At 41.0% G+C, this 20,847-nt stretch carries 20 protein-coding genes and 1 pseudogene; 9 read left to right on the forward strand and 12 right to left on the reverse strand.

All coding sequences use genetic code 11. The annotated features are described in order from the left end of the window. Positions 1-117: 117 nt before the first annotated feature. Positions 118-861 (reverse strand): 5-oxoprolinase subunit PxpA, encoded by a 744-nt coding sequence (locus OCW38_RS18015; protein ID WP_016767421.1) that lies wholly within the window; start codon positions 859-861, stop codon positions 118-120. 332 nt (positions 862-1,193) lie between these two features. Here OCW38_RS18015 and galE point away from each other — a divergent pair, with 332 nt between their 5' ends. Further along, on the forward strand, positions 1,194-2,207 hold the full coding sequence (gene galE / locus OCW38_RS18020; RefSeq protein ID WP_016767420.1) for a UDP-glucose 4-epimerase GalE: 1,014 nt from the start codon (positions 1,194-1,196) through the stop codon (positions 2,205-2,207). A gap of 358 nt (positions 2,208-2,565) precedes the next feature. Here galE and OCW38_RS18025 read toward each other — a convergent pair whose 3' ends face one another. Beyond that, on the reverse strand, positions 2,566-4,713 hold the full coding sequence (locus OCW38_RS18025) for a TonB-dependent hemoglobin/transferrin/lactoferrin family receptor (protein WP_010429656.1): 2,148 nt from the start codon (positions 4,711-4,713) through the stop codon (positions 2,566-2,568). Positions 4,714-4,935: 222 nt separating this feature from the next. Between OCW38_RS18025 and OCW38_RS18030 the strand changes: the two genes are divergently transcribed. Next, positions 4,936-5,823 carry a LysR family transcriptional regulator gene (locus OCW38_RS18030; protein ID WP_010429659.1) on the forward strand — a complete coding sequence of 296 codons (888 nt, stop codon included), beginning with the start codon at positions 4,936-4,938 and terminating at the stop codon, positions 5,821-5,823. Here the strand turns inward: OCW38_RS18030 and OCW38_RS18035 are convergent. Then, on the reverse strand, positions 5,812-8,496 hold the full coding sequence (locus OCW38_RS18035; RefSeq protein WP_010429661.1) for a bifunctional acetate--CoA ligase family protein/GNAT family N-acetyltransferase: 2,685 nt from the start codon (positions 8,494-8,496) through the stop codon (positions 5,812-5,814). The two genes, OCW38_RS18030 and OCW38_RS18035, sit on opposite strands and share 12 nt — an antisense overlap. Before the next feature lie 216 nt (positions 8,497-8,712). On the opposite strand from OCW38_RS18035, the gene OCW38_RS18040 reads away from it, so the two are divergent. Together OCW38_RS18040 and OCW38_RS18045 are read left to right on the forward strand one after the other, a co-directional pair. Further along, a complete protein-coding gene (locus OCW38_RS18040) occupies positions 8,713-9,276 on the forward strand; it encodes an SPOR domain-containing protein (RefSeq protein ID WP_010429664.1) in 564 nt (187 codons plus the stop codon). Between the two features lie 180 nt (positions 9,277-9,456). Further along, positions 9,457-10,452, forward strand: a complete 996-nt coding sequence (locus OCW38_RS18045; RefSeq protein WP_010429666.1) for a D-alanine--D-alanine ligase — start codon at positions 9,457-9,459, stop codon at positions 10,450-10,452. A gap of 164 nt (positions 10,453-10,616) precedes the next feature. On the opposite strand, the gene OCW38_RS18050 is transcribed toward OCW38_RS18045, so the two are convergent. Next, positions 10,617-11,585, reverse strand: a complete 969-nt coding sequence (locus OCW38_RS18050; protein ID WP_010429669.1) for a tyrosine-type recombinase/integrase — start codon at positions 11,583-11,585, stop codon at positions 10,617-10,619. 100 nt (positions 11,586-11,685) lie between these two features. Between OCW38_RS18050 and OCW38_RS18055 the strand changes: the two genes are divergently transcribed. The 5 genes from OCW38_RS18055 to OCW38_RS18075 all read left to right on the forward strand — a co-directional run bounded on the left by OCW38_RS18055 (position 11,686) and on the right by OCW38_RS18075 (position 15,239). Then, entirely contained in the window at positions 11,686-12,054 is a 369-nt protein-coding gene (locus OCW38_RS18055; protein ID WP_010429671.1) for a DUF3319 domain-containing protein, read from the forward strand. A 3-nt stretch (positions 12,055-12,057) separates the two neighbouring features. Continuing rightward, complete coding sequence (gene yciH, locus OCW38_RS18060; protein WP_008221404.1) at positions 12,058-12,369, forward strand: stress response translation initiation inhibitor YciH; 312 nt, start codon at positions 12,058-12,060, stop codon at positions 12,367-12,369. A gap of 518 nt (positions 12,370-12,887) precedes the next feature. Beyond that, on the forward strand, positions 12,888-13,907 hold the full coding sequence (gene istA / locus OCW38_RS18065; protein WP_046209543.1) for an IS21 family transposase: 1,020 nt from the start codon (positions 12,888-12,890) through the stop codon (positions 13,905-13,907). Continuing rightward, positions 13,904-14,698 carry an IS21-like element helper ATPase IstB gene (gene istB / locus OCW38_RS18070; protein WP_046209544.1) on the forward strand — a complete coding sequence of 265 codons (795 nt, stop codon included), beginning with the start codon at positions 13,904-13,906 and terminating at the stop codon, positions 14,696-14,698. The genes istA and istB overlap by 4 nt, the downstream gene beginning before the upstream one ends. Before the next feature lie 118 nt (positions 14,699-14,816). Continuing rightward, positions 14,817-15,239 (forward strand): phage protein, encoded by a 423-nt coding sequence (locus OCW38_RS18075; RefSeq protein ID WP_102424286.1) that lies wholly within the window; start codon positions 14,817-14,819, stop codon positions 15,237-15,239. Positions 15,240-15,505: 266 nt separating this feature from the next. On the opposite strand, the gene OCW38_RS18080 is transcribed toward OCW38_RS18075, so the two are convergent. The 8 genes and pseudogenes from OCW38_RS18080 to OCW38_RS18115 all read right to left on the reverse strand — a co-directional run. Beyond that, positions 15,506-16,099, reverse strand: a complete 594-nt coding sequence (locus tag OCW38_RS18080; protein ID WP_102424284.1) for a hypothetical protein — start codon at positions 16,097-16,099, stop codon at positions 15,506-15,508. A 142-nt stretch (positions 16,100-16,241) separates the two neighbouring features. After that, positions 16,242-17,273, reverse strand: coding sequence for a DUF4917 family protein (locus OCW38_RS18085; RefSeq protein WP_261896415.1), 1,032 nt, complete (start codon positions 17,271-17,273; stop codon positions 16,242-16,244). A gap of 33 nt (positions 17,274-17,306) precedes the next feature. Further along, entirely contained in the window at positions 17,307-18,275 is a 969-nt protein-coding gene (locus OCW38_RS18090) for a DUF4917 family protein (protein ID WP_017081088.1), read from the reverse strand. A gap of 131 nt (positions 18,276-18,406) precedes the next feature. Then, the gene (locus OCW38_RS18095; protein WP_102424280.1) at positions 18,407-18,640 is read right to left on the reverse strand and encodes a hypothetical protein; all 234 of its coding nucleotides are present in this window, start codon (positions 18,638-18,640) and stop codon (positions 18,407-18,409) included. Further along, the gene (locus OCW38_RS18100) at positions 18,640-19,047 is read right to left on the reverse strand and encodes a hypothetical protein (protein ID WP_102424304.1); all 408 of its coding nucleotides are present in this window, start codon (positions 19,045-19,047) and stop codon (positions 18,640-18,642) included. The genes OCW38_RS18095 and OCW38_RS18100 overlap by 1 nt, the downstream gene beginning before the upstream one ends. Positions 19,048-19,142: 95 nt before the next feature. Next, positions 19,143-19,814 (reverse strand): hypothetical protein, encoded by a 672-nt coding sequence (locus OCW38_RS18105; protein ID WP_017081085.1) that lies wholly within the window; start codon positions 19,812-19,814, stop codon positions 19,143-19,145. A 353-nt stretch (positions 19,815-20,167) separates the two neighbouring features. After that, a complete protein-coding gene (locus OCW38_RS18110; protein ID WP_157781559.1) occupies positions 20,168-20,326 on the reverse strand; it encodes a hypothetical protein in 159 nt (52 codons plus the stop codon). Then, positions 20,323-20,514, reverse strand: a pseudogene (locus tag OCW38_RS18115) (hypothetical protein); the annotation flags it as partial. The gene OCW38_RS18110 and the pseudogene OCW38_RS18115, both read right to left, overlap by 4 nt. Between the last annotated feature and the right edge of the window lie 333 nt (positions 20,515-20,847).

Consider the following 20,847-nt stretch of genomic DNA (forward strand, 5'->3'; position numbering starts at 1 on the left):
ATTTTGATATTCTTGTTTTTCAACTTAGCTTTAGCTTTTTAACTTCCATGTCCTAAGTCACATAGGATTTAACAATCATTACTTAATAATTAGCGTGCGATAGACTTACGCTTCGTACTAATTAAACGTATTAAGATCTTGTCTGATTTTTCTAATCAGAGCGATGGATTGAGGGTTATCACCATGCACGCAAATTGTATCTGCCTCAATGGGCAGTCTTTCACCCTCAATCGTCGTTACTGAACCATAATTAACAATTTGCATGACTTGGTTATAGATGTCATCTTGATTAACGTAAACCGAACCTTTCCGGGTTCGCGGCGCGAGTTGGCCATTATTCAAGTACGCTCGATCTGCGAAAGCTTCAAACAAAAGAGGTAAGTCGTGATCATCAGCAATATCTAAATACTGTTGGTTATCAGAAGAAGAGAGAATCATCAGAGGAATATTAAACTCAGCTACCGCTTGAGCGACTGCGTTAAAAACATCGGTGTTCGCCATCATATCGTTATAAAGGGCACCATGAGGTTTCACATACCCAATAGAGGTATGGTGATAGCGGCAAAGCGCTTGTAATGCGCCCACTTGATAACAAACTAATTCACTTATTTCATCCATCGTATGCGGGATTGAGCGACGTCCAAACCCAACCAAATCTTGGTAGCCCGGATGAGCACCAATTTGAGTATGGTAATGCTGCGCAAGTTTGATTGTCTTTGACATCACGTGAGGGTCAGACGCATGGAAGCCACAAGCAATGTTTGCCATATCGACCCATTCCATAACCGACTCATCATCGCCCATTTTCCAGTTGCCGAAACTCTCTCCCATATCGCAATTAAGCAAAATCTTCGTCGTCACTTGTCGCTATTCCTTTAGGTTTGGGTATCTGATGACACTCGTATATATGAATAAATTAAACAGTGACCGAATTCAAATTTTTACTACTGTTAATCTAGCACTCATTATTAATGCAGAGTGAACGCTTAATGTTCGGTTAAAGAATGTTCGATTCTAAATTTTGTGACTGGACCACTCAACATAATCACACGATATATTGAGCCAAATGAAAAGAATATGGCCAGTTGATGCTCTTTAAAGAGCATCAATGAAACTAGGCGTTTGTGAACTCACTGTAAGTTGTTGTATCATAAGTGATAGGTTGAATATTTTAATTAAAAGGTCTGCTAAACATGAATGTTTTAGTTACAGGTGGCATGGGCTACATTGGTAGTCATACAAGTATCCAAATGATCAATGCAGGCATGACGCCTGTGCTTTTTGATAACTTGTACAACAGCAAACCAAGCGTTCTAGAACGTATCGAGAAAGTGTCTGGTGTTCGCCCTAACTTCATTGAAGGTGATATTCGCAATAAAGCGCTTTTAACTGAGACGATGAAACAACACGACATCGAAGCAGTTATTCACTTTGCGGGTTTAAAAGCAGTTGGTGAATCAGTTGCTAAGCCTCTTGAATACTACGACAACAATGTTAATGGTACGTTAGTTCTTGTTGATGCGATGCGCGAGGCTAATGTTAAAACGTTGGTCTTTAGTTCGTCAGCGACCGTTTACGGTGATCCTGCAAGTGTACCAATTACTGAAGACTTCCCAACAAGTGCGACTAACCCTTACGGGCGCAGTAAGCTAATGGTTGAAGAGTGCTTAACAGATTTCCAAAGTGCAAACCCAGATTGGAGCATCACTTTGTTGCGTTACTTTAACCCTGTTGGTTCTCATCCCAGTGGTGAGTTAGGAGAAGATCCGCAAGGTATTCCAAACAACCTAATGCCATTCGTATCTCAAGTAGCTGTTGGCCGACGTGAATTCCTGTCTGTATTTGGTAGCGATTACCCAACAAAAGACGGTACTGGCGTACGTGATTACATCCACGTTATGGACCTGTCTGATGGGCACATTGCAGCACTGGAGAAAGTAGGGCGCAAAGATGGTCTTCATATCTACAATCTTGGTACGGGTAACGGTTCAAGTGTGTTAGACATGGTTAAAGCATTCGAACAAGCAAGCGGTAAAGAGATCCCTTACAAGCTAGTTGAACGCCGTCCTGGTGACATCGCAGAGTGTTGGGCAGATCCAGCTAAAGCTCAGAAAGAACTGGGCTGGAATGCAAGCCGCACATTGGCTGAAATGACCGAAGATACATGGCGCTGGCAGTCAACGAACCCGAATGGATTCCCTGGTTAACCTAGTGGTTTCGTGAATGATTCAAAAATTAAAAGATGCTTTCGGGCATCTTTTTTGATCTTAATCGAATAAAAAGTAAATTAGTGGTTAAAAAGTATCATTCTGTATCCGCTGTGTTATTATGCTCGCGAATTATATGTTTAATGTTAATTTTCTTTGGAGTTAATCATGGAACTAGGCCTAATCATCACTTTCATCGTTGCTGCTGCAGTAATGGTTAAAAAAGAGATGGCAGAGAAGTAATTTCACTTATTACCTTTTTTATACAATTTTTTAGTGAAATAAATTAAAAGCCAGCAATTAAGCTGGCTTTTTAGTTTCTGCTGTATCAGATTCTGTCGTTAAGTTTTCTAACGAGTTAGAATTCGTATTTAGCTGAAATACCGTAGTTTCTTTCCGCTTGAGTGTTCTCTTTGTAAAGTTCATCATCACCGCGAATATCATTCCAACGGTAGTACTCTTCGTTAGTTAAGTTGAACACACCACCACGAATCGTCAGATCCTTCATTGGTTTGTAGTAAGCTGTTAAATCAACAACTGTTGCGCTTGGAAGCTCAGCCTGGCCTGCGTTACCGCCACTTTCGTCATCGAAGTTGATGTCTGAACCAGATTTGTCAGCTGTGTAGTTTAACTTAACGCTAGTACCCCAATTTTGGTTTGGTGCATCATAGTTAAGACCTAACACCGCATTCCAAGGGTTAACACTATTTAGTGCATTTCCGTTTCCGTCCTCACCCTCTGTGTATGAAGCTACGAAGTGAGTTGAAATACCCTTAGGCGCACCAACCAAGACATCCCAAAGTAACGTGTTCGAGAATTCAATCCCCTTTATCGTTGCCGAATCCAAGTTAACGTTAGAATAGTGCGTTGTTCCACCAACCTTTTTCGTAACCACTGTCTCGATAAAGTCATCGTAGTCACTGTAGTAGGCCGCGATTTCAGATGATGAAGCTTGAGTGTTGTGACGATAGCCTAGCTCGTATGAAATACTGGTTTCTGATTTAAGATCTGGATTTGGATCATTTACGTACCCATGTCCAGGGTTATCATATGTATAGTAAAGTTCATCAAAAGAAGGGGCTCTAAAGCCTTGGCTAATTTGGCCAAAAATAGTGCCTGTATCTGTAAGTTTGTATGTTGAACCTAAACGACCAGTTACCGCAGAATCTGAGAAATCACTCAACGTCTCAGTGGTGTTGTTACCAGGATCAGTTGAGAAATAGTCAAAGCGTACACCAGGGGTAACAATAAGTTTGTCATTCACTAAGCTAATTTCGTCTTGAATAAACAAGCCAAATTTTTGCTCCTTAGCATCTGGAGTATATACATAAAGTTGGTTATCAGTAGCAGGATCAGAGTTATACTCCATATTGGTGTTGCTGATGTCACTATGTGTATAAGTTGCACCATACACTAGGTAATGGTTATTAATTTCTTTATCTAACTGAGTCTCGATTTCAAGCTTATCTTCAGTGTACTCGTAGTCTTTTGTTTGTAAGTTGTCGTTGTTAGCTGGTACCCAAGGTGGCATACCTGGGCCTGCAGGTTTAAAGCGCTTAGTTACACCATTCTCTTCTTTGGAAATGTACGATACTTTACTCGTTACAGTATCGGCAATTGTGCCATCAGCGAACCAAATGTGCTTAATAGCGAATCGATTTTGCGTTGTGTCATCAGCACCTGTATAGCTATCGTAGCTTGAGTGGTAGATGTCAGAGTCTGAAGTATCTTTGATTAGCTCAGCTAAAAACTCGATACGATGACTTTCGTTTAACTGATATTGCAACTTAACCAAAAGATTATCTGCTGAAGTATCTTGACCTTCTACAGCGTAGTTCTCTAAGTCGTTAGGGTTACGGAAGTTTTGCAACTCTTCACCATCTCGACGAGTGTAGGCTACCAATGTTTCTAGGTCATCGAATCGATTAGCTAATGCAACGTGCTCACTGAAAGAGTTATCTTCTGAAGAGTAAGACAGTTTCGCTTGACCGCCAAAGTCTTCTCCATCTTTTAAGAAATCAGATGGGTCTTTAGTTTCAAAGGCGACAACACCACCAATAGCGTCGCTTCCGTGTAAACTTGAAGCCGCACCTTTGATAATTTCGACACTTTTCAGCATATCGGGATCGATTGAAATACCGCTAGAGTTAATAAATGCGTAAGGGCCACCATCAAATGAACCTGGTTGCGATGAGCCATCCACTAAAATCTTTACGCGCTTACCTTCCATGCCACGAATGTTGATGGTTTGTGCACCTTGTCGAGAGCTCGAGTTCATCGTTACACCTGGAGTGTATTCGAAGATTTCGTTAACATTTTTTGCCATGTTCTCTTCGATTTGCTCATCGGAGATGACTGCAACAGAAGCCGCTGTATTGATAAGTGTTTGATTCGTGCGCGTCGAGGATACAACAACCTCATCAAATAGGGCATAATCTTCAGCAAAGGCTGACGTTGATGAAAGCGCTAAAACGATTGAAGCAGAGAGTAGGGATTGCTTATACATCTGATAGTTACCTTAGTTCCATAGTATTATCTTGATTTGCGAAGATGATATTGGATCCAAATGATAATTACTATTATTTGCATTTAATTAATTTTCAACTTTATCAACTAATTCATAATTAATGCTCTTAATCACTTGTATTAAAAAGACTTATTCAGTTCCATTCATTTTGTGAATGCTTCTGTTTTTGTGATGTAAATCTCAATTTATAGTAGGAAAGCTATGCATAGCCCAATAACACTTGAAGCATTACACATACTAGATGCTATCGATCGTCGTGGAAGTTTCGCCGCAGCAGCGAATGAAATGGACCGAGCGCCATCGTCATTGAGTTACCAAATTCAGAAGTTGGAGCAAGATCTAGACATCATGATTTTTGATCGGTCTGGGCATCGTGCAAATTTCACGGAAGCGGGGCAGTTAATACTAGAACAAGGCAGGATAATTCTTGGTGCGACTGAACAACTCGTTAACGATGCGAGTATTCTTGCTAATGGTTGGGAGCTAGATCTAACTATCGCCTTTGATGGTATTATTCCGATTAGTAATTTTTTCTCACTGGTTGATGAACTAGGTAAAATCAGTAAAACACGCGTTCGTTTACAAGAAGAAATCTTAGCTGGATGTTGGGAATCTCTGGCCGATGGCCGAGCTGACTTACTTGTGTGCCCAAAGCTTGATACGATTCCAAACGACATTAAAAGTGACGTAATAGGTAAAATAGAAATGGTTTGGGTGGCAGCATCAAACCATTATGTTCACAAACGTTCTGGTGAGTTCGACCAGAAGGCCAGAGAAAGTTACAGGGTTATTGCAATTGCCGATACAGCACGCGATCAACCCGCACTAAGTATTAATATATTAGAAAAACAACCACGCTTAACCGTAACGAGTTTCCCAGCAAAAGTAGAAGCTCTAACAACAGGGTTAGGCATAGGCACTTTACCGAGTGTTATCGCGGAACCACTGATTGAATCTGGTGTGCTTCAGCGAATTGTAGGAACGGAACCCCAAGCTATTGATATCGTCATGGCTTGGCGACGCAATAAAATGGGCGACGCCAAATCATGGTGTATTCAGCACATTAAAAAGACATGGTCACTCAAGTAACGGCAACACCATATCCGCAGTACCGTCTTCAAAACTAATATCTAGCTCAAACCCCAACTTTTGAGCTAGTGTTAGCATGCCTCTGTTCGTTGGCATCGTCATCCCAGACATTTGCTTGGTCTGCTTTGCTCGGCAGTAGTCGATAACTTTAGTCAGAAGAATTCGACCTAATCCGACACCTTTCAGATCAGACCTAATTAATATCGCAAACTCTGCATCTGTGTTTTCTGGGTTAATTAGCGCTCTTGATACACCGATAATAGCCGGAACACCTTGTTCTTTGCGAACAACCACAAAAGCAATTTCTCTGTCGAAATCAATCTGAGTAAAATTAGCCAATGCCTCATGATTGAATTCACCCACATCACTAAAAAAACGCTTATAAAGATCTTCTTTCGATACTCTATTAATGAAGTCTGCGTGAAGTGGTTCATCTTCAGGGAGAATAGGGCGTAACAGCACCTCTGTGCCATCCTTGAGTTGAATGTTTTCTTCGAGCTCTACAGGATAAGGACGTATTGCCAACCGTTCTTGAGGATCACCTTCATAAGCTTTCAAGATAATATCTGCGTCTAATATTGTGAACTTGTCTCCATTGGCTAGTACTGGATGGATATCCAAATCATGTATTTCAGGGCAATCAACCACCATTTGAGATATACGAACCAGCAGTTCTGAGAGTCCCTCTATATCAATCGGATTAGGAAGCTTTTGCAGACGAATTTTGCCACTTTTTATTGCTCGAATGATTAGGTAACGAGCCAGTGTCATATTAAGTGGTGGAAATGCAGCTGCCGCATCAATCGATTCATCCCACTCTGAACCTCCTTGACCAAGTAAAATAATAGGGCCAAAAGTCTCATCGGTCGTGACCTTTACACGTAGTTCTTGCCCGCCCGCGAGTTTCGCCATTCCTTGAATCAACAAACCATGTATATGCGCCGTAGGGTACGACAGCTGAGAACGATCAAGGATCGCTTGAGCAGCATTAGCCACTTCATTACTGTTTCGTAAGTTGAGCATTACACCTTGCACATCTGATTTATGCGCAATGTCTGGAGAACGAAGTTTAACGGCAACTGGGTAACCAATCGTTTCAGCAATGTGTACCGCTTCACTTGGGTCTGAAGCAATCCAAGTTGGTAAGACATCAAGATTGAAGTGTTTGAAAAACTGACTGTTTTGGTGAGTATCAAGACTAACTGTTTCTTTATCCAGTAGTTGTCGCTCTATCCAATTTCTCGCATCAGCTAAATCTTCAATATGAACTTTCTCAGCTGTGGTCGGTGTTTCCATCAATTGGCGTTGGTTACGTCTGTATTCGACCAAGTGCATGAAAGCAACGACTGAACTTTCTGGTGTTCGATACGTTGGAATCCCGGCTTCTGTAAAAAGTTTTCTTGCAGGCCTTGCTGTCAGCTCGCCCGACCAATTGGTTAGAATGTTAAATCGCTTATGTCGAGGGTGTTTTTTAATTGCTTTAATAATTCGCTCAGCTGTCTGGGCTGAATGAGCAATCGCAGAAGGGCTGTGCATAATAAGAATTGCGTCAGCTTCATCCCCGTCGAGTAGTGCATTTAGTGTATCGATATAACGCTGATCACCCGCATCACCAACAATATCAATCGGGTTGCTGTGTGACCAACTCGATGGCAAGACTTTGTTTAATTTTTCTAGTGTTTGTTCTGATAAATCAGCGAGTTTGCCGCCACGATCAAATAAAGTATCCACGGCCATAATTGCGGGGCCACCACCATTGGTAACAATAGCAAGACGCTCGCCACGTAAGGGCACCGAATGAGTCAGTGTTTCTACCGCGGCAAACAGCTCATGTAAGTTCTTAACTCGTAACATACCGCTACGTCGAATAGCTGAGTCATAGATAATATCTAATGTGTCAGCACCACCAGTATGCGCTATGGCAGCGGCTCGACCTTTCGCTGTTCGACCTCCTTTCAACACCAGAATTCGTCGGTTACGAGATGCTGCACGCGCAGCCGAAATAAAGCGTCTTGCATCTTTAATGCTGTCAACATAAAGCAAGATGGCTTCAGTGTGAGAATCAGTACTGAGATAATCCAACAGTTCAGAGAACTCAATATCACTGCCGTTGCCGATCGAGATAAATGCAGAAAAACCGATTTCTTTGTCGTTCGCCCAATCGAGAATGGTGGTACAAACAGCGGCAGATTGAGAAACAAAAGCAATTTTACCGGGCAGCGCAGTCACGGGAGAGAAAGAGGCATTCAACTTTAACCACGGAACAATGATGCCAAGGCTATTTGGGCCAAGCACTCGGATGTTATGTTTTTTGGCTATAGTTAGGCATCGAGAATCAATTGTTTCGCCGTTGTCACTTATTTGGTGCATGTCTGATGACAGAACGATCACGGAGGCAATGCCTTTCTCAGCTAACTCTTCAAAAATGGCAACATTTCGCATAGCATTAGTACATAAAACCGCGAGGTCAGGAACGATAGGAAGCGATAGAATGTTCTTGTAAGAAAGTACGCCAGCAACAGAGTCGTATTTTGGCGTAACAGGCATCACTGCACCTTTGAAATCCCCGTGTAATAGGTTGTTCATAACGATATATCCCGCTCGTGTTTCTTGTTGGGAAGCACCAACAACGGCAATCGAACGGGGTTTAAGTAGGGGATCAAGATGATTCATAGACATATCCTAGCAATGCACGTAAGTTCATCGTAACTTACTTTCCCCTTGCGGGTTGATGGCAAATTCACCGAATTAAGATGAATAAGCAAACACTGCATAAAGTTTGTGAAATAGGTCACCCACTAATGGTGTATAATATCAAAGTTAACTTGATTCTAAACCGACGTATCGGCATGATTTATAGTAATTATTATTAAGGATATAGAGCTTTCCATGAAAAAATTTGCAATTGTGACTTTGCCACTGCTCTTGGCTGCATGTGTATCAGACGATTACGTTACAAATGTAACTTCAGATAGCTATCAAGAAGAGTACAAAACTGCCAAAGTTGAAGCTCCAGTTGTATCTCAGTCTGAGCAAACAGGCGTTGTAGAAGAGAATGTCGTCAACGTTATTAAGTCAGAGCCTGTTGAACAAAAAGTGACTCAAACAACGAGAACTAAGCCAGTAGCAACAGTGACTGGTCCAACTCAGAAACAACAAGATATGAACCAGCGCTTTGGTTACACGGTTCAAGTCGTTGCTGTTGGCAGCCAGAGCAAGGTCGACTCTTTCGTGAAAATGCTACCAACGACTTCACAACCCGTTTGGGAAAACTACAAAATGGTTAACGGTACTAAGTGGTTCACAGTTCTTTATGGTGACTACGCGACACGCTTAGAAGCTAAGAAAGCAATTTCGACCCTGCCAGCAACTTTCCAAAATCTGAAACCATTCGTTAAGAGCATTGATGACATCAAGAACTCTGAATACCCAACGCTTAACAAGTTAAACTAAGTTTTAATTCAGAAAGAGGGAGCAAATTGCTCCTTCTTTTTTTTTATGACGAGCCGTTTTGTCTAATAGTTAATCGCTCGATCTTTAGATGGCGATTTTAGCTTTCAAAACACTGTACCTATTTCGACTTTTGTTTATCATTGAAGTCAGTATTCCTAGTTTCAAGGACCGAATTTACCCATGAACACCACAAACATCCTTCTTCTTTGCGGCGGTGGATCTTCAGAGCATGAAGTGTCTTTAGTTTCAGCCAATTATCTTTTTGCACAGCTCGACAGCGTTGCTGATTTTAACGTTGTGAGAGTTGAAATTAAGAGTGAAGGTTGGTGTCTAGATTCTGGTGAATTAGTTTACCTTGATATTAACGATCAAACACTACGTGGCGATAACTTCGAGTCTAAAGTCGAATTCATTGTACCTTGTATTCACGGGTTTCCTGGCGAAACAGGTGACATCCAGTCATTGTTTGAAATGGCTAAGATTCCGTATCTAGGTTGTGGCTCTGAAGCGAGTAACAATAGCTTTAACAAGATCACTTCAAAGCTTTGGTACGATGCACTTGGTATCCCAAACACACCTTACTTGTTCCTATCAGACAACACAGAACAAACACACGCACAAGCAACCCAAGCTTTTGAAACTTGGGGGAAAGTCTTCGTAAAAGCCGCTCGCCAAGGCTCTTCTGTTGGTTGTTACCAGGTAAATGAAGTTGAAGAACTGAGTGAAGCGATCGATAAGGCGTTTACCTTCTCAGATCAAGTACTTATTGAAAAGTCAGTCGTACCAAGAGAGCTAGAAGTTGCCGCATATGAAATCGATGGTGAGCTACACATTAGTAAGCCAGGCGAAGTGATTGCACCAAATGGCGCATTCTACTCATATGAAGAGAAATACAGCGCAGACAGTCACTCAATCACTGAAGTGGAAGCAAGTAATCTAACGGATGAGCAGCGTGAATTGATTGCAGACAGTGCACGCAAAGTATTTACACAAATGAAGCTACGTCACTTGTCTCGTATTGATTTCTTCTTAACGCAAGACAACGAGATCTACCTAAATGAAGTCAATACTTTCCCAGGTATGACGCCAATTTCTATGTTCCCTAAAATGGTTGAACACGATGGACATAAATTTAGCCAGTTCTTAGAAAACTGCGTAAGAACCAGTCTTGCTTAGTTCGCTTTATACCAAACGAATCTAAACGGTTATCTGCATAGTGCCTTGAGCTTGATCAACAAGGTACTAGCCGTTTTATAACAAGTCATACCTTGGGTCACGCGATAATTTGATCGTTATGCGTTTGCTGATCTCGTTAGCGGTTGTACCTTTGCATTATCAACTTATTGCCAAGGTACAATCGCTTTAAATTTCATTTTCTCGCTCTCAGCAGTACCGGTATAGCCCACATATTGCGCGGGCATTGCAGGACTGAGCCAACGTCCAAAATCCTGAATCTCTCTTACCTTAAGACCCTGTTTTGATAACTCTTGTGCGGCACCCACACGAATCGAGTTACCTGAAAAATGGTGGTTATCTGCTAAACCTAGTATATCACTCGCTCTTCTTAATATTCGGTATATAGAAGAATCATCCAAAGGTTGAAGCCTAATATTTTCGTGCTTATCTATTGCACGAAACATAGGAAGTTCATCTTCTGAACCAGTAAAAGAAAGCCATCGCTGTAGTGCAACACTAGCCACTTGTGACAGCTTGTAAGCCGAATCCTTAATGGTTATCTGATAGCCTTCATCGTAACTCTCGATATCATTCATCTTTAACGCTTTAAGCTCAGAACGTTTTAACGCACACTCGAACATCACATTATAGATAGCAATATCACGAACCTCTTTTAAGTTTGCTTTTTGATGAGAAAGCAACATGTTCAATTCAGTCAGGTGTGCAGATGTCATCGCATTAGTTTGTTTAGCGTCACCGGCCATTTGAGCTTGCAAGTGGAGTAGGGTAAAGCGAACTTGCCTATGTTTAATCGGGTTGGCAAAGTTAAGCACAGTATGCAACAAACTAAGTGTTGCAGTGTAACGTTTTAGAGAGGCGTACTTTCTGTCATTGGATTCAGTTTCGAGGAAACGACGAACAGCAGTAATAGATGCAGGGAGTGTGTTGATACGATGTTTAGTACAGAACGCATGGTAGCGATTCCAATCACTATAGATACCTAACAGTGAATTATGAGAGTACTGATGTCCTGTTAACTCATCTATAATTTCAATTGTCGCTTTGCTGTTTAATTTTTCAACAAATGAATTAATTGTCACAAAGTCAGTTAAAATAGGGACTTTTTTTCTCAAATTACCGTACCTGAACAGCTGTTTTTACCATATTATGCTTGATATCATTAAAAGTATACTTATGATTAATGCAGTGAAAACAAAAAGATGATTAATAGATATGGCTAATTCAATTTACCGAAGCGTCCATCTTCAGTCGATAGATGCAAATAACACGGTTTGGCGTGCGAAGTTAAAAAACAATGTTATTCAAGGCAATCTAGCTGCCGTGAAGAAGAGTATTGATTGGTGGATTGACACCGCATCTATTATTGATCCAAAAGAGTTCACAGCGTTAAGTAAGTCCAGAGGAGCTGGCGGCGCAAGTGAAAACTTTAACGGCTACCAGATAAAGAATGACACCGGAGAGCCTAATGCGTGGTATTGCATGTTTAACGGTCGCTTAATTAAAGGCGGCAAAATTGCAATCCAACGTCATATAGAAGCTTACTTACTCGCTAAACAAAAAGCAGAGCAACAAAAGAAGTAATTTATGAGCCTAGTATATTCAACAGAAACAGGTCGCATTAAACCTGAAGAAGAGAAAGTCCAACGTCCTAAAGGCGATGGTATCGTTCGAATCCAAAAAGAAACCAAAGGCCGCAAAGGCAAAGGCGTTTCTGTCGTAACAGGCTTAGATCTAGATGACGCACCATTGAAACTAATGGCTGCAGAACTTAAAAAAGTATGTGGTTGCGGTGGCTCTGTAAAAGATGGCAACATAGAGATTCAAGGCGACGCTCGCGACAAGATTAAAGCGCACCTTGAAAAGAAAGGCTACAAAGTTAAGTTTGCTGGCGGTTAAGCTCTAACTAATGCCAGGGGTAAAATCGAAGATTATTATCACTGGTTATTAGGTATTTTATGGTAAATAGCCAACATGGTTAAATACACAGTATAAATCAGAGAATACCGACACCAAATAAAGGCAGGGCATCACACAAAGATACCTGCCTTATAAACGTCAAATCATATTTAACATAACGTACATAATGCGCAGTGATGGACATTGAAATCTGAGGGGTTTCAGTACCTTAGTCCTTACGGATTTTGCACACAACGCCGGATTAAGTCCTTAATGTTGTGGGTTTTATGGAATTTGACTGCACGTTTATGCGCGTTGAGTTTGATATTGTTGGCTATACTTGGTTTTCGTATCTCTGATTTTTGCGCTCACGTGTCGCCGTTTCCAGAAAATTTCGACTACAAACACACTTTATAAGGAGGTGTCAGCGCCGATGTAAAAATGACCCACTAACGCCGATTTAAAATTGACCCACTTGAGGCAAACTATCCGTTCGTAAATGGACAAAGCGGCGGATTATGATCAATCAGGAGCAACTAGTGGAAATACATGTTTTACATCAGCAAGGGTGCAGCATCCGCCGTATCGCCAAGGATTTGGGTATCTCAAGGAATACCGTTCGTAACTATCTCCGTGATAGAAGCAAAGCCCTCGTGTACCCCGAGCGTCAATCGCGACCAACTAAACTTCAGCCATACCATGACTACTTGCGTACTCGCATTGACGCAGCAAAACCGTATTGGATACCAGCAACAGTCCTACTTCGTGAATTAAAAGCGCTTGGCTATGAGGGCGGTATAACGATGCTCAAGGAGCACATCAAGCAATACAAACCTAGCACGCCAGTCGACCCCGTGGTTCGATTCGAGACAAAGCCTGGTGAGCAGATGCAGGTCGACTTCACTACCATCACGCATTACGGCGTACGTGTTAAAGCCTTCGTTGCAACGCTTGGTTATAGCAGAGCGACCTTCGTTCGCTTTTGCGAGCGAGAGCGACAAGAAGACTGGGTTGAAGGTCTTGAAGAAGCGTTTGAATACTTCGGTGGCGTACCCAAAGAAGTTCTCTTCGATAATGCAAAAGCCATCATGATAGAACGAGATGCTTACGGTGAAGGTGAACACCGATGGAATCCTATGTTGCTCACTGCCGCTAAGAAGTACAACTTCAAACCAAGAGCTTGCCGCCCTTATCGCGCAAAGACCAAAGGGAAAGTGGAGCGATTTAACTCTTACTTGAAAAGTAGCTTCGTTACTCCGCTTGCAGCGACACTCAAACAACACGGACTTAAAGTCACCGTCGATGTTCTTAATGGGCATATCGGCGCGTGGTTAGAAACCGTCGCTCACCAACGGATCCACGGTACGACGGGTACAAAGCCTCAAGTTCTCTTAGATGAAGAGCGCTTTACACTTCAACCCCTCACGTCACCGACACGCCTAATGGTACCGCTAACAATGGGTGATAATGTAATGCCAGTTGAGAGCTTCCAACACCCACTCTCAACCTATGACGCGCTGTTGGAGGTACGAGTATGAACCTTCAAATGAATCGCATCGAAGCGGCCTGTGCAGCGCTGAAGTTACAAGCTATAGGTCAGGACTGGCCAAGACTGGCAGAAGTCGCTAATAGTCGTGAGTTCAGCCTAGCCGATTACTTAGAGTCACTTCTCAACGCAGAGCTTGATGCGAGAGCTGAACGCACAAGAGCCACGCTGACCAAATTCGCCAGCTTCCCTATGGAGAAAACATTCGATGACTATGACTTCAAGTTCGCAACAGGCGCTCCAAGAAAACAGCTTAAGGAGCTAACAGGGTTAGCCTTTATTGAGCGAAAGGAAAACGTGATATTACTTGGCCCAAGTGGCGTTGGTAAAAGCCACCTTGCTGTGAGCCTTGGTCAAATAGCGGTTCAAAAGGGTCTAAAGACACGCTTCATCACAGCAGCAGACTTAATGCTTCAACTGTCTACAGCAAAAACTCAAGGCAAGCTTGAAAGCTACCTGAGACGAAGCGTGCTCGCTCCAAAGCTTCTTATCGTCGATGAAATCGGATATCTACCGTTCGGCAGAGAAGAGGCGAACTTGTTCTTCAACGTCATCGCTAAAAGATACGAGCAAGGCAGCATTATCGTGACCAGTAACTTGCCGTTCTCTCAATGGTCAAATGCGTTCGCCGACGATACGACACTGACGGCGGCGTTACTGGATAGACTTCTTCATCACTCGCACATCGTACAAATCAGTGGAGAAAGCTATCGATTACGAGGAAAGAAGGCGGCTGGAACCATACCAACGGTTCTAGAGAATCTATCTGAAAGTAGAAGTTAATTACGTGGGTGGGTCAGTTTTACTTCGGCGATAACGTCGATAAGTGGGTCAATTTTAAACTGGCGTTGACAGAGGAAAAAAATTTTGCACGCTTGTCTTAATTTTTGAAGGAGATCACATGCTCACGCCACACTTTGCGGATCTCGTGCACGATCACTTTGGTGATATCCACGACGCCGCGGCCTTTTTTCACGTTCAACCAATCACCGTTCAACGATGGCTCTCAGGTGAAGTCCCTGTGAACCCGATGGCCGAAAAATTGATGAACATCCACGCTCGCGGTTATTTGCCGTTAGACTATCGTTGGAATGGATTTAAGGTGCACTTTGACCGTGCTACCTTGATCACGCCTGAACGACGCGAGTTTAATCCGAAAGAATTGCTCAGTTTTGCGTATTGGCGCGACGAACATCGTCAGCTCGTCGAGCGCCACGGTCGAATTGATTCCCCAAAGTTTTACCCACCTAAAGATCATCCATTACCGTTTCGTGGCGGCCGCCGTATGCCCGCGAAGCCTTGGGTGCCCACCAAGTTCAAGTAACATTTCACGCAAACCTTAGGGAATTACCATCAGCATAATAAGAACCCAAAATGCGAATTCATGGTAATGAATCCCTATTGTAAGGTACCAAGAAAAAGGTATGACTCTCCTATCCCATTTTATACGCTGGTACTTTAAACATCAGGTTTAAATCCATCCCTGAAACCATATTAGATATTGCTTGGTACACGAGAGCAAAAACTCGACATTAGATCTTTTTGTCACAATACACGATTATTGTAATTGAGGTTTTGTAAAACTTATTTCTACTTTAAGCTGAAAGGCTCCATCCCAATCTTATAGTTTGAATCATATTCTTCTATCTTTTTTAAAAAATTATCAAAGTCATTTTTGTCTTTAACAAGTAAGTATTCTGAGTAAAGCTTATAATAGCTTTGCTCTCCTATATAAGGTCGAACAATATGCATACTCTTAACTGAGTACTGTCTCACTTTAAAAACTGACGTTTGTTTAGATAACAAAAACGTTGAAAAAACAAATAGAGAAAATCCTATAACTAGGCCACTCCATCCCTTTATATATGAGGAAAGTACCATATTTGCGAATTTCGCAATGGCAATATGTTCAAGAGATTTTGAAGAACTAAATATACAAGCTAAACCCAGAAAAGTCATACCAAACAGAAACATTACACCGGATTGTCCTTCATACGAAACTGTTGATGCGTTCTGATATATCGAATCTTCATATGTCGATGATATTATTGATAAAACATATGTAATCGCTCCTAAGAGATAGCTTAACATAGGTGACAGTAGTTTTTCCCAAACTCCGCTCCCAATAGCACCGACAAATATAGTTCCACAAAAAGCCAGACAGATTTTTATTATTTTATTCATTTAATAGCAACAATTCTTAGAAATTAATTTTTAGTCAAAATTATTATTTGTATAAGATAAAGGTCACCACTCCGATTAAATGTAGTCGATGCAGTAACCCCACTCTAAACTAGACTTAGATTTTTAGACGACTTTATCACGCTCACACATTTGCAGTTTTTGCGTCAAATAACGTTACTTTACATTTGAATTTACCCTTAATTTTTTCAATGTATTTTCTATCATCATCACTGTATACACCGATATAAACACTAAAAAGTTTGTTTCCAGCAGGTCTACCTTGCTTCGCGGCAATATTTATTGCGTCAATTATATGATAATCATACTTGCCAAAATTAAATCCAAATGTAACTAGTGAACCCTGAATTTCACACAATGAATCATAGCAAAATGTTAAATATCGGTTATGAAGGATATGCTCAAGCTTCTCTTCACCATTGCCTGACGCTACAAACACTGGGTAATGCCCATGATCAATCCTACGCTTGATATTCTCGAGCAAGTACTTCGTGCCTGTATACTCTTCTTTGATAATATGGACACCTTCATCAAAGATGGGTAATGCTCCATGAAGATAATAGATATTTTGGCTACTCTTGTTATTACCCCACCTAAGTTCCGAATATTCAGGCTCATCGCCATCACCCCCGTCATTTTCTCGATCTCGCCCAAAGCCATCTATCGCATTTTTAGCGCCTTTTCTCATAAGAACCCAATATAGCAATAAGTCATAATTGGTACTGAATAATGAACCTTGGTTGTTGATGAAAAATGATAAAAAACCAGAACATTTATCTATCTGATTTTCTTCCAACTTAAAGACATGCTCAGGGTGTAGTGATTCAACTGCATCGATCAGGCTTTCTTTCAACCGTTCACTCGCTAATTCAACTTTTTCCAACAATTGGTCATCGGTACCAAATGCCTCAATAAGTTCACCGAAATTATCTAATTGTTGCATCACCAATTCGAAGTTTTTGGTTTTTATTATATTAAAAAGTGAGGATATCAATGGATCTTCTTGCTTTTCAATAAATTGATGCAAGGCGTTATAAGAAAAGATTTTATGGTTATAGGCCATACTAAAGCCGTTACCCAACAGCAAATGAGTTGTTCTTTCTTTTTTTTCCAAATACTCTTTAACTTCATTAAACGTTTTTAGCTTACTGCTCATTCTGACCTCTAGATAGAAATATCAATCCGCATCTCACTCCCAAATAGGAGTGCTTTCAGCTCGATAAAAGTGAACATTACAAGTTTCAAAGAAAGATGCAGCATTGGACTTAGTTCTTCTGTTCTGTGCTGAATTGTCATCTCCATAAATACTCACGTAAACATCCGTGACTCCACTTGAATCTACTTGTTCAAAAATATGAGTATCCGTGTCATCCATCGAATGACCAAAAATGATTAGATTGCCATTCATTTTCCCCAGTTTTCCATAGCAATAATTTAGGTATGGATTATGAAGTATTTTATCTAGCTTTTGGAAGTGCGTAGGTTCAGACACAAATATTGGGAATTTATTAGAAGCTAGGTTTGCTCTAACCTGGTCTATGATCGTATCCCCGCTCTGGGTATAAGCGTGCTTTTTAATCACCCCACCTTCATCATATAGGTGCAACCCACCATGAAGAAAGAACACATTTTGGCTAGTATCACTACCAACCCAAGTTCGATGCTGACGAAAACCATCATCGCTTTCAAACCCTGCTGGATCTAGTTCAGATTTGTTCCGAGCCCAATACATTAGTAAATCGTAATTCAAGGTAAAAATACTACCGAATTGACTTAGAAAATTTCGCGCCATTTCATACTGTTCGTCAGTAACCGCACTTGGTAAGCTCGGATGCGTCTCTGCGATAGCTGTCACTAGCGATGATTTTAAAATATCAGCATCATTTCGAATTGCAGTTAATAATGCAGTACCACCACTATATAATTCGCAGATATCCGCACTTACAATCAAGCTTTGCATCACATTTTCAAAATCATATGTTTCTAACCGGTTAAAAATACTTTTTATCTCAGTATTTCGCACACCAAAATTAGCCGAATCTAATAGATTCTTGTAGTTAAATATATCGTAGCGCCACGCTTGCGAAAATCCATTTCCGATAAGGAGATGTCTATGACTACCTTCCGTCTCTTCTAGTACTTGTGCAAATGTTTTCAATCTATCTCCTAATTTCAAAAGTAAGGAAGACTCTAAGCAATACAGATGTTTTCAAATAGAGCCTTCATATTTAAAATTAACGCATGGTAAATGCCATACCTAAGGAACATTTTCTTGCGTAACCTGTCATGTTATTTTTTTGAAAACTTACCAAGCGTCTTTTGTAAATGGTTGTCTAAGTGCGCTTGAACTATTCTTAGTCCCTCTTCTCCCGCTACGTCTAGCAACGAATCGTAGTCATTTAACTCACTACAATTTTGACATTTTATTAAATCCCCAGAAGAAAATTCCTGATCAGAATCTCCCTCTAAATGACAATCACAAAACAAGCATTTAAGCTCAATCGTAAAATTGCCATCTTCCATTAGTAATACCCTTTAAGTTTCAGGCCGAGTGTTGCTAAGGCTAAAAGAAAACCTAAAACGAGAAAAAGCCCCTTGTGCTCCTCAATATAATAAGAAGTTTTCTTCAAAAACGACCTGTTTGCTTTGAGTTCCTCTGAACGCTTTTTAGAACGAGCAACACCTATTCCTTTGGGAGTTATTTGTAACCCTTTGTACTTATCACCTCCCAAATACGTATGATTGAGCCACTCATGTGCTAAGCACTTGTCTGCTGCCTTTTCTAGTTGTTCAAGCGTAAAAGGGCTTTTTTTGGCCTCGTTGATCTCTTGCAACAATTTTTCATCTATACCGAGATTAACGGTTTTGTAGGTACGACCGTGTTCTTCCATATAGTCGATAATATTATTTAATAACGCATATTCAGGCATTTTATCCTCCGAAAAACATAACGCCACAGTACTCAGTTGGTTAAGATAGAGCCATGCAGAACGAGCCAACTGCATAAATCGACTTGATTGCCTCGTTATGAATCTTTTTCTCCAACCATCGCCTTTTCAAACCTTAGATTCATTCGATGGGCATAGCTTCTATTTGTAAACGAACTAGGTTCAATCCCCATATAACTTGATGAACACCCGGGTGACACTAAAAATTCGATCTCATTATTTAATAATGTATCTACTATGTTTACATATGGTTCTGTATCTTCATGGAAGTCAATCGCATATAGTCCCCAGCACTCATTAATAAATGGGTCTATAACACCGTAAATAAAGTCAGTCGATGTACAACTTGAGTTTTGAGGGATAGCAAAATGTTGTATGGAGTTTCGCAGCATTCCAAACTCTTTATATAAACCTAAGTTTGGTAACTTTATTCCTGCTGTAGCCCATAACCTTTCCGGTAGCTCGGAGTACTGAATAGTTTTTGCTTTTTGAACAAGCGCTTTAAAGTCCAAGGTTTCTCCATCTACCTGCGTAGAACGCGGTATTTGGTCAAATATGAGTAACGGATGCTCTTCAGCTATTCTTGCTTTGATTAAAATTTCTGCTGCATGTGCAGCCTGCAAAACTGATAGCTCAGACCACTTATCATTTTCAAAACTATAGAAATTCGCATGCCAGTTTGCATGAGCCAATGCTGCGAGTCCGAGTTCTAGCATATCCTTTGGTACGTTTTTCAATTCTTGTTGCATATGTTTGACTCTGATTAAATTCGCAACAGTCTAAAAGACTGAGGGATTTTGCATTTAAATACAGTTTTTCTGGCTAGCCTGATTTATGCAATTGATTATAACCATTAACCCTATTTATAACAGTGATTTAAATCATTAGCTGTAAAACTAAATGCTAAGCGTCTAATTACTTATAGGTGAGATGCAAAAAGAGCCTCTTTTATAAGAAAGTGGCTCTTTTTATTGGTGAGGTTTACTGTCGTTTCTTGTAGCGTTTTCGTGTAGTGTTTGCCCTCACCACGCGCCCATTTCTAAGCGTGTAGCCTTTCATTAACTGGCCGTTTTGCTTTCGGCCTTTGCATTTATAACCTTTCTTAGCCATTGGGATCCTCCAGTTTTCGTATCCGTTGCTCTTGGTCTTGCTGCACTCGTTTAATCCAGTTGATGTCTGTTTTCAAAGCCGCAATCGTGCCAAGGCTTGAGACTCCACCTGTGATCAAAGCGATGATTAACGCATCGAGGTACGCCATCACTTTTTTTTCCATCGAGATGCGTAGTATTCAAGTAGGTATCGCACCATGGCACGCATGCCTAGCGTATCGACAACAACAGCACCGACTACAAACCAATAAGGCTTGGGGATGTTCTGCAATGCATCGAACCCTTGTTCGACATATGGCGCGTAATTGGAAATGAAAGACAAGATGACTGGTACGAACGCTCTCATAGACAACAAAGTGTTTCGATAAAATTTAGGTTAAAAAGTGACACTGCAACATAACGGCCCTCGACTTTAATTGATGAACAGTAAACAGTGGCCTTGTGACTCGTTATCACAGCAAGCCATAAAACTCGCACACACCACTCTGATTACACAAATCGAGCCACTTTAAATTTAACTGTATAAATATACAGTTAAATTATTACCCCCGTAAAAACCGTACTTATTGAGCAAATAACATTCAGAATCAAGAGTCTGCGTTCAATTTTTAAACTTGAATTTGGTCTAATGGTGCGCTTTCCTGTATAACCGTCAATTCTGGATCAGTTTTGG

The sequence above is a fragment of the Vibrio cyclitrophicus genome (assembly GCF_024347435.1).
Lineage (GTDB): Bacteria > Pseudomonadota > Gammaproteobacteria > Enterobacterales > Vibrionaceae > Vibrio > Vibrio cyclitrophicus.

Bases quoted from the DNA above. Each gene is read 5' to 3' on its own strand.
- galE (WP_016767420.1), top strand. From the start codon at position 1,194: ATGAATGTTTTAGTTACAGGTGGCATGGGCTACATTGGTAGTCATACA.
- OCW38_RS18025 (WP_010429656.1), bottom strand. From the start codon at position 4,713: ATGTATAAGCAATCCCTACTCTCTGCTTCAATCGTTTTAGCGCTTTCA.
- OCW38_RS18030 (WP_010429659.1), top strand. From the start codon at position 4,936: ATGCATAGCCCAATAACACTTGAAGCATTACACATACTAGATGCTATC.
- OCW38_RS18035 (WP_010429661.1), bottom strand. From the start codon at position 8,496: ATGAATCATCTTGATCCCCTACTTAAACCCCGTTCGATTGCCGTTGTT.
- OCW38_RS18040 (WP_010429664.1), top strand. From the start codon at position 8,713: ATGAAAAAATTTGCAATTGTGACTTTGCCACTGCTCTTGGCTGCATGT.
- OCW38_RS18045 (WP_010429666.1), top strand. From the start codon at position 9,457: ATGAACACCACAAACATCCTTCTTCTTTGCGGCGGTGGATCTTCAGAG.
- OCW38_RS18055 (WP_010429671.1), top strand. From the start codon at position 11,686: ATGGCTAATTCAATTTACCGAAGCGTCCATCTTCAGTCGATAGATGCA.
- yciH (WP_008221404.1), top strand. From the start codon at position 12,058: ATGAGCCTAGTATATTCAACAGAAACAGGTCGCATTAAACCTGAAGAA.
- istA (WP_046209543.1), top strand. From the start codon at position 12,888: ATGATCAATCAGGAGCAACTAGTGGAAATACATGTTTTACATCAGCAA.
- istB (WP_046209544.1), top strand. From the start codon at position 13,904: ATGAACCTTCAAATGAATCGCATCGAAGCGGCCTGTGCAGCGCTGAAG.
- OCW38_RS18075 (WP_102424286.1), top strand. From the start codon at position 14,817: ATGCTCACGCCACACTTTGCGGATCTCGTGCACGATCACTTTGGTGAT.
- OCW38_RS18080 (WP_102424284.1), bottom strand. From the start codon at position 16,099: ATGAATAAAATAATAAAAATCTGTCTGGCTTTTTGTGGAACTATATTT.
- OCW38_RS18085 (WP_261896415.1), bottom strand. From the start codon at position 17,273: ATGAGCAGTAAGCTAAAAACGTTTAATGAAGTTAAAGAGTATTTGGAA.
- OCW38_RS18095 (WP_102424280.1), bottom strand. From the start codon at position 18,640: ATGGAAGATGGCAATTTTACGATTGAGCTTAAATGCTTGTTTTGTGAT.
- OCW38_RS18100 (WP_102424304.1), bottom strand. From the start codon at position 19,047: ATGCCTGAATATGCGTTATTAAATAATATTATCGACTATATGGAAGAA.
- OCW38_RS18105 (WP_017081085.1), bottom strand. From the start codon at position 19,814: ATGCAACAAGAATTGAAAAACGTACCAAAGGATATGCTAGAACTCGGA.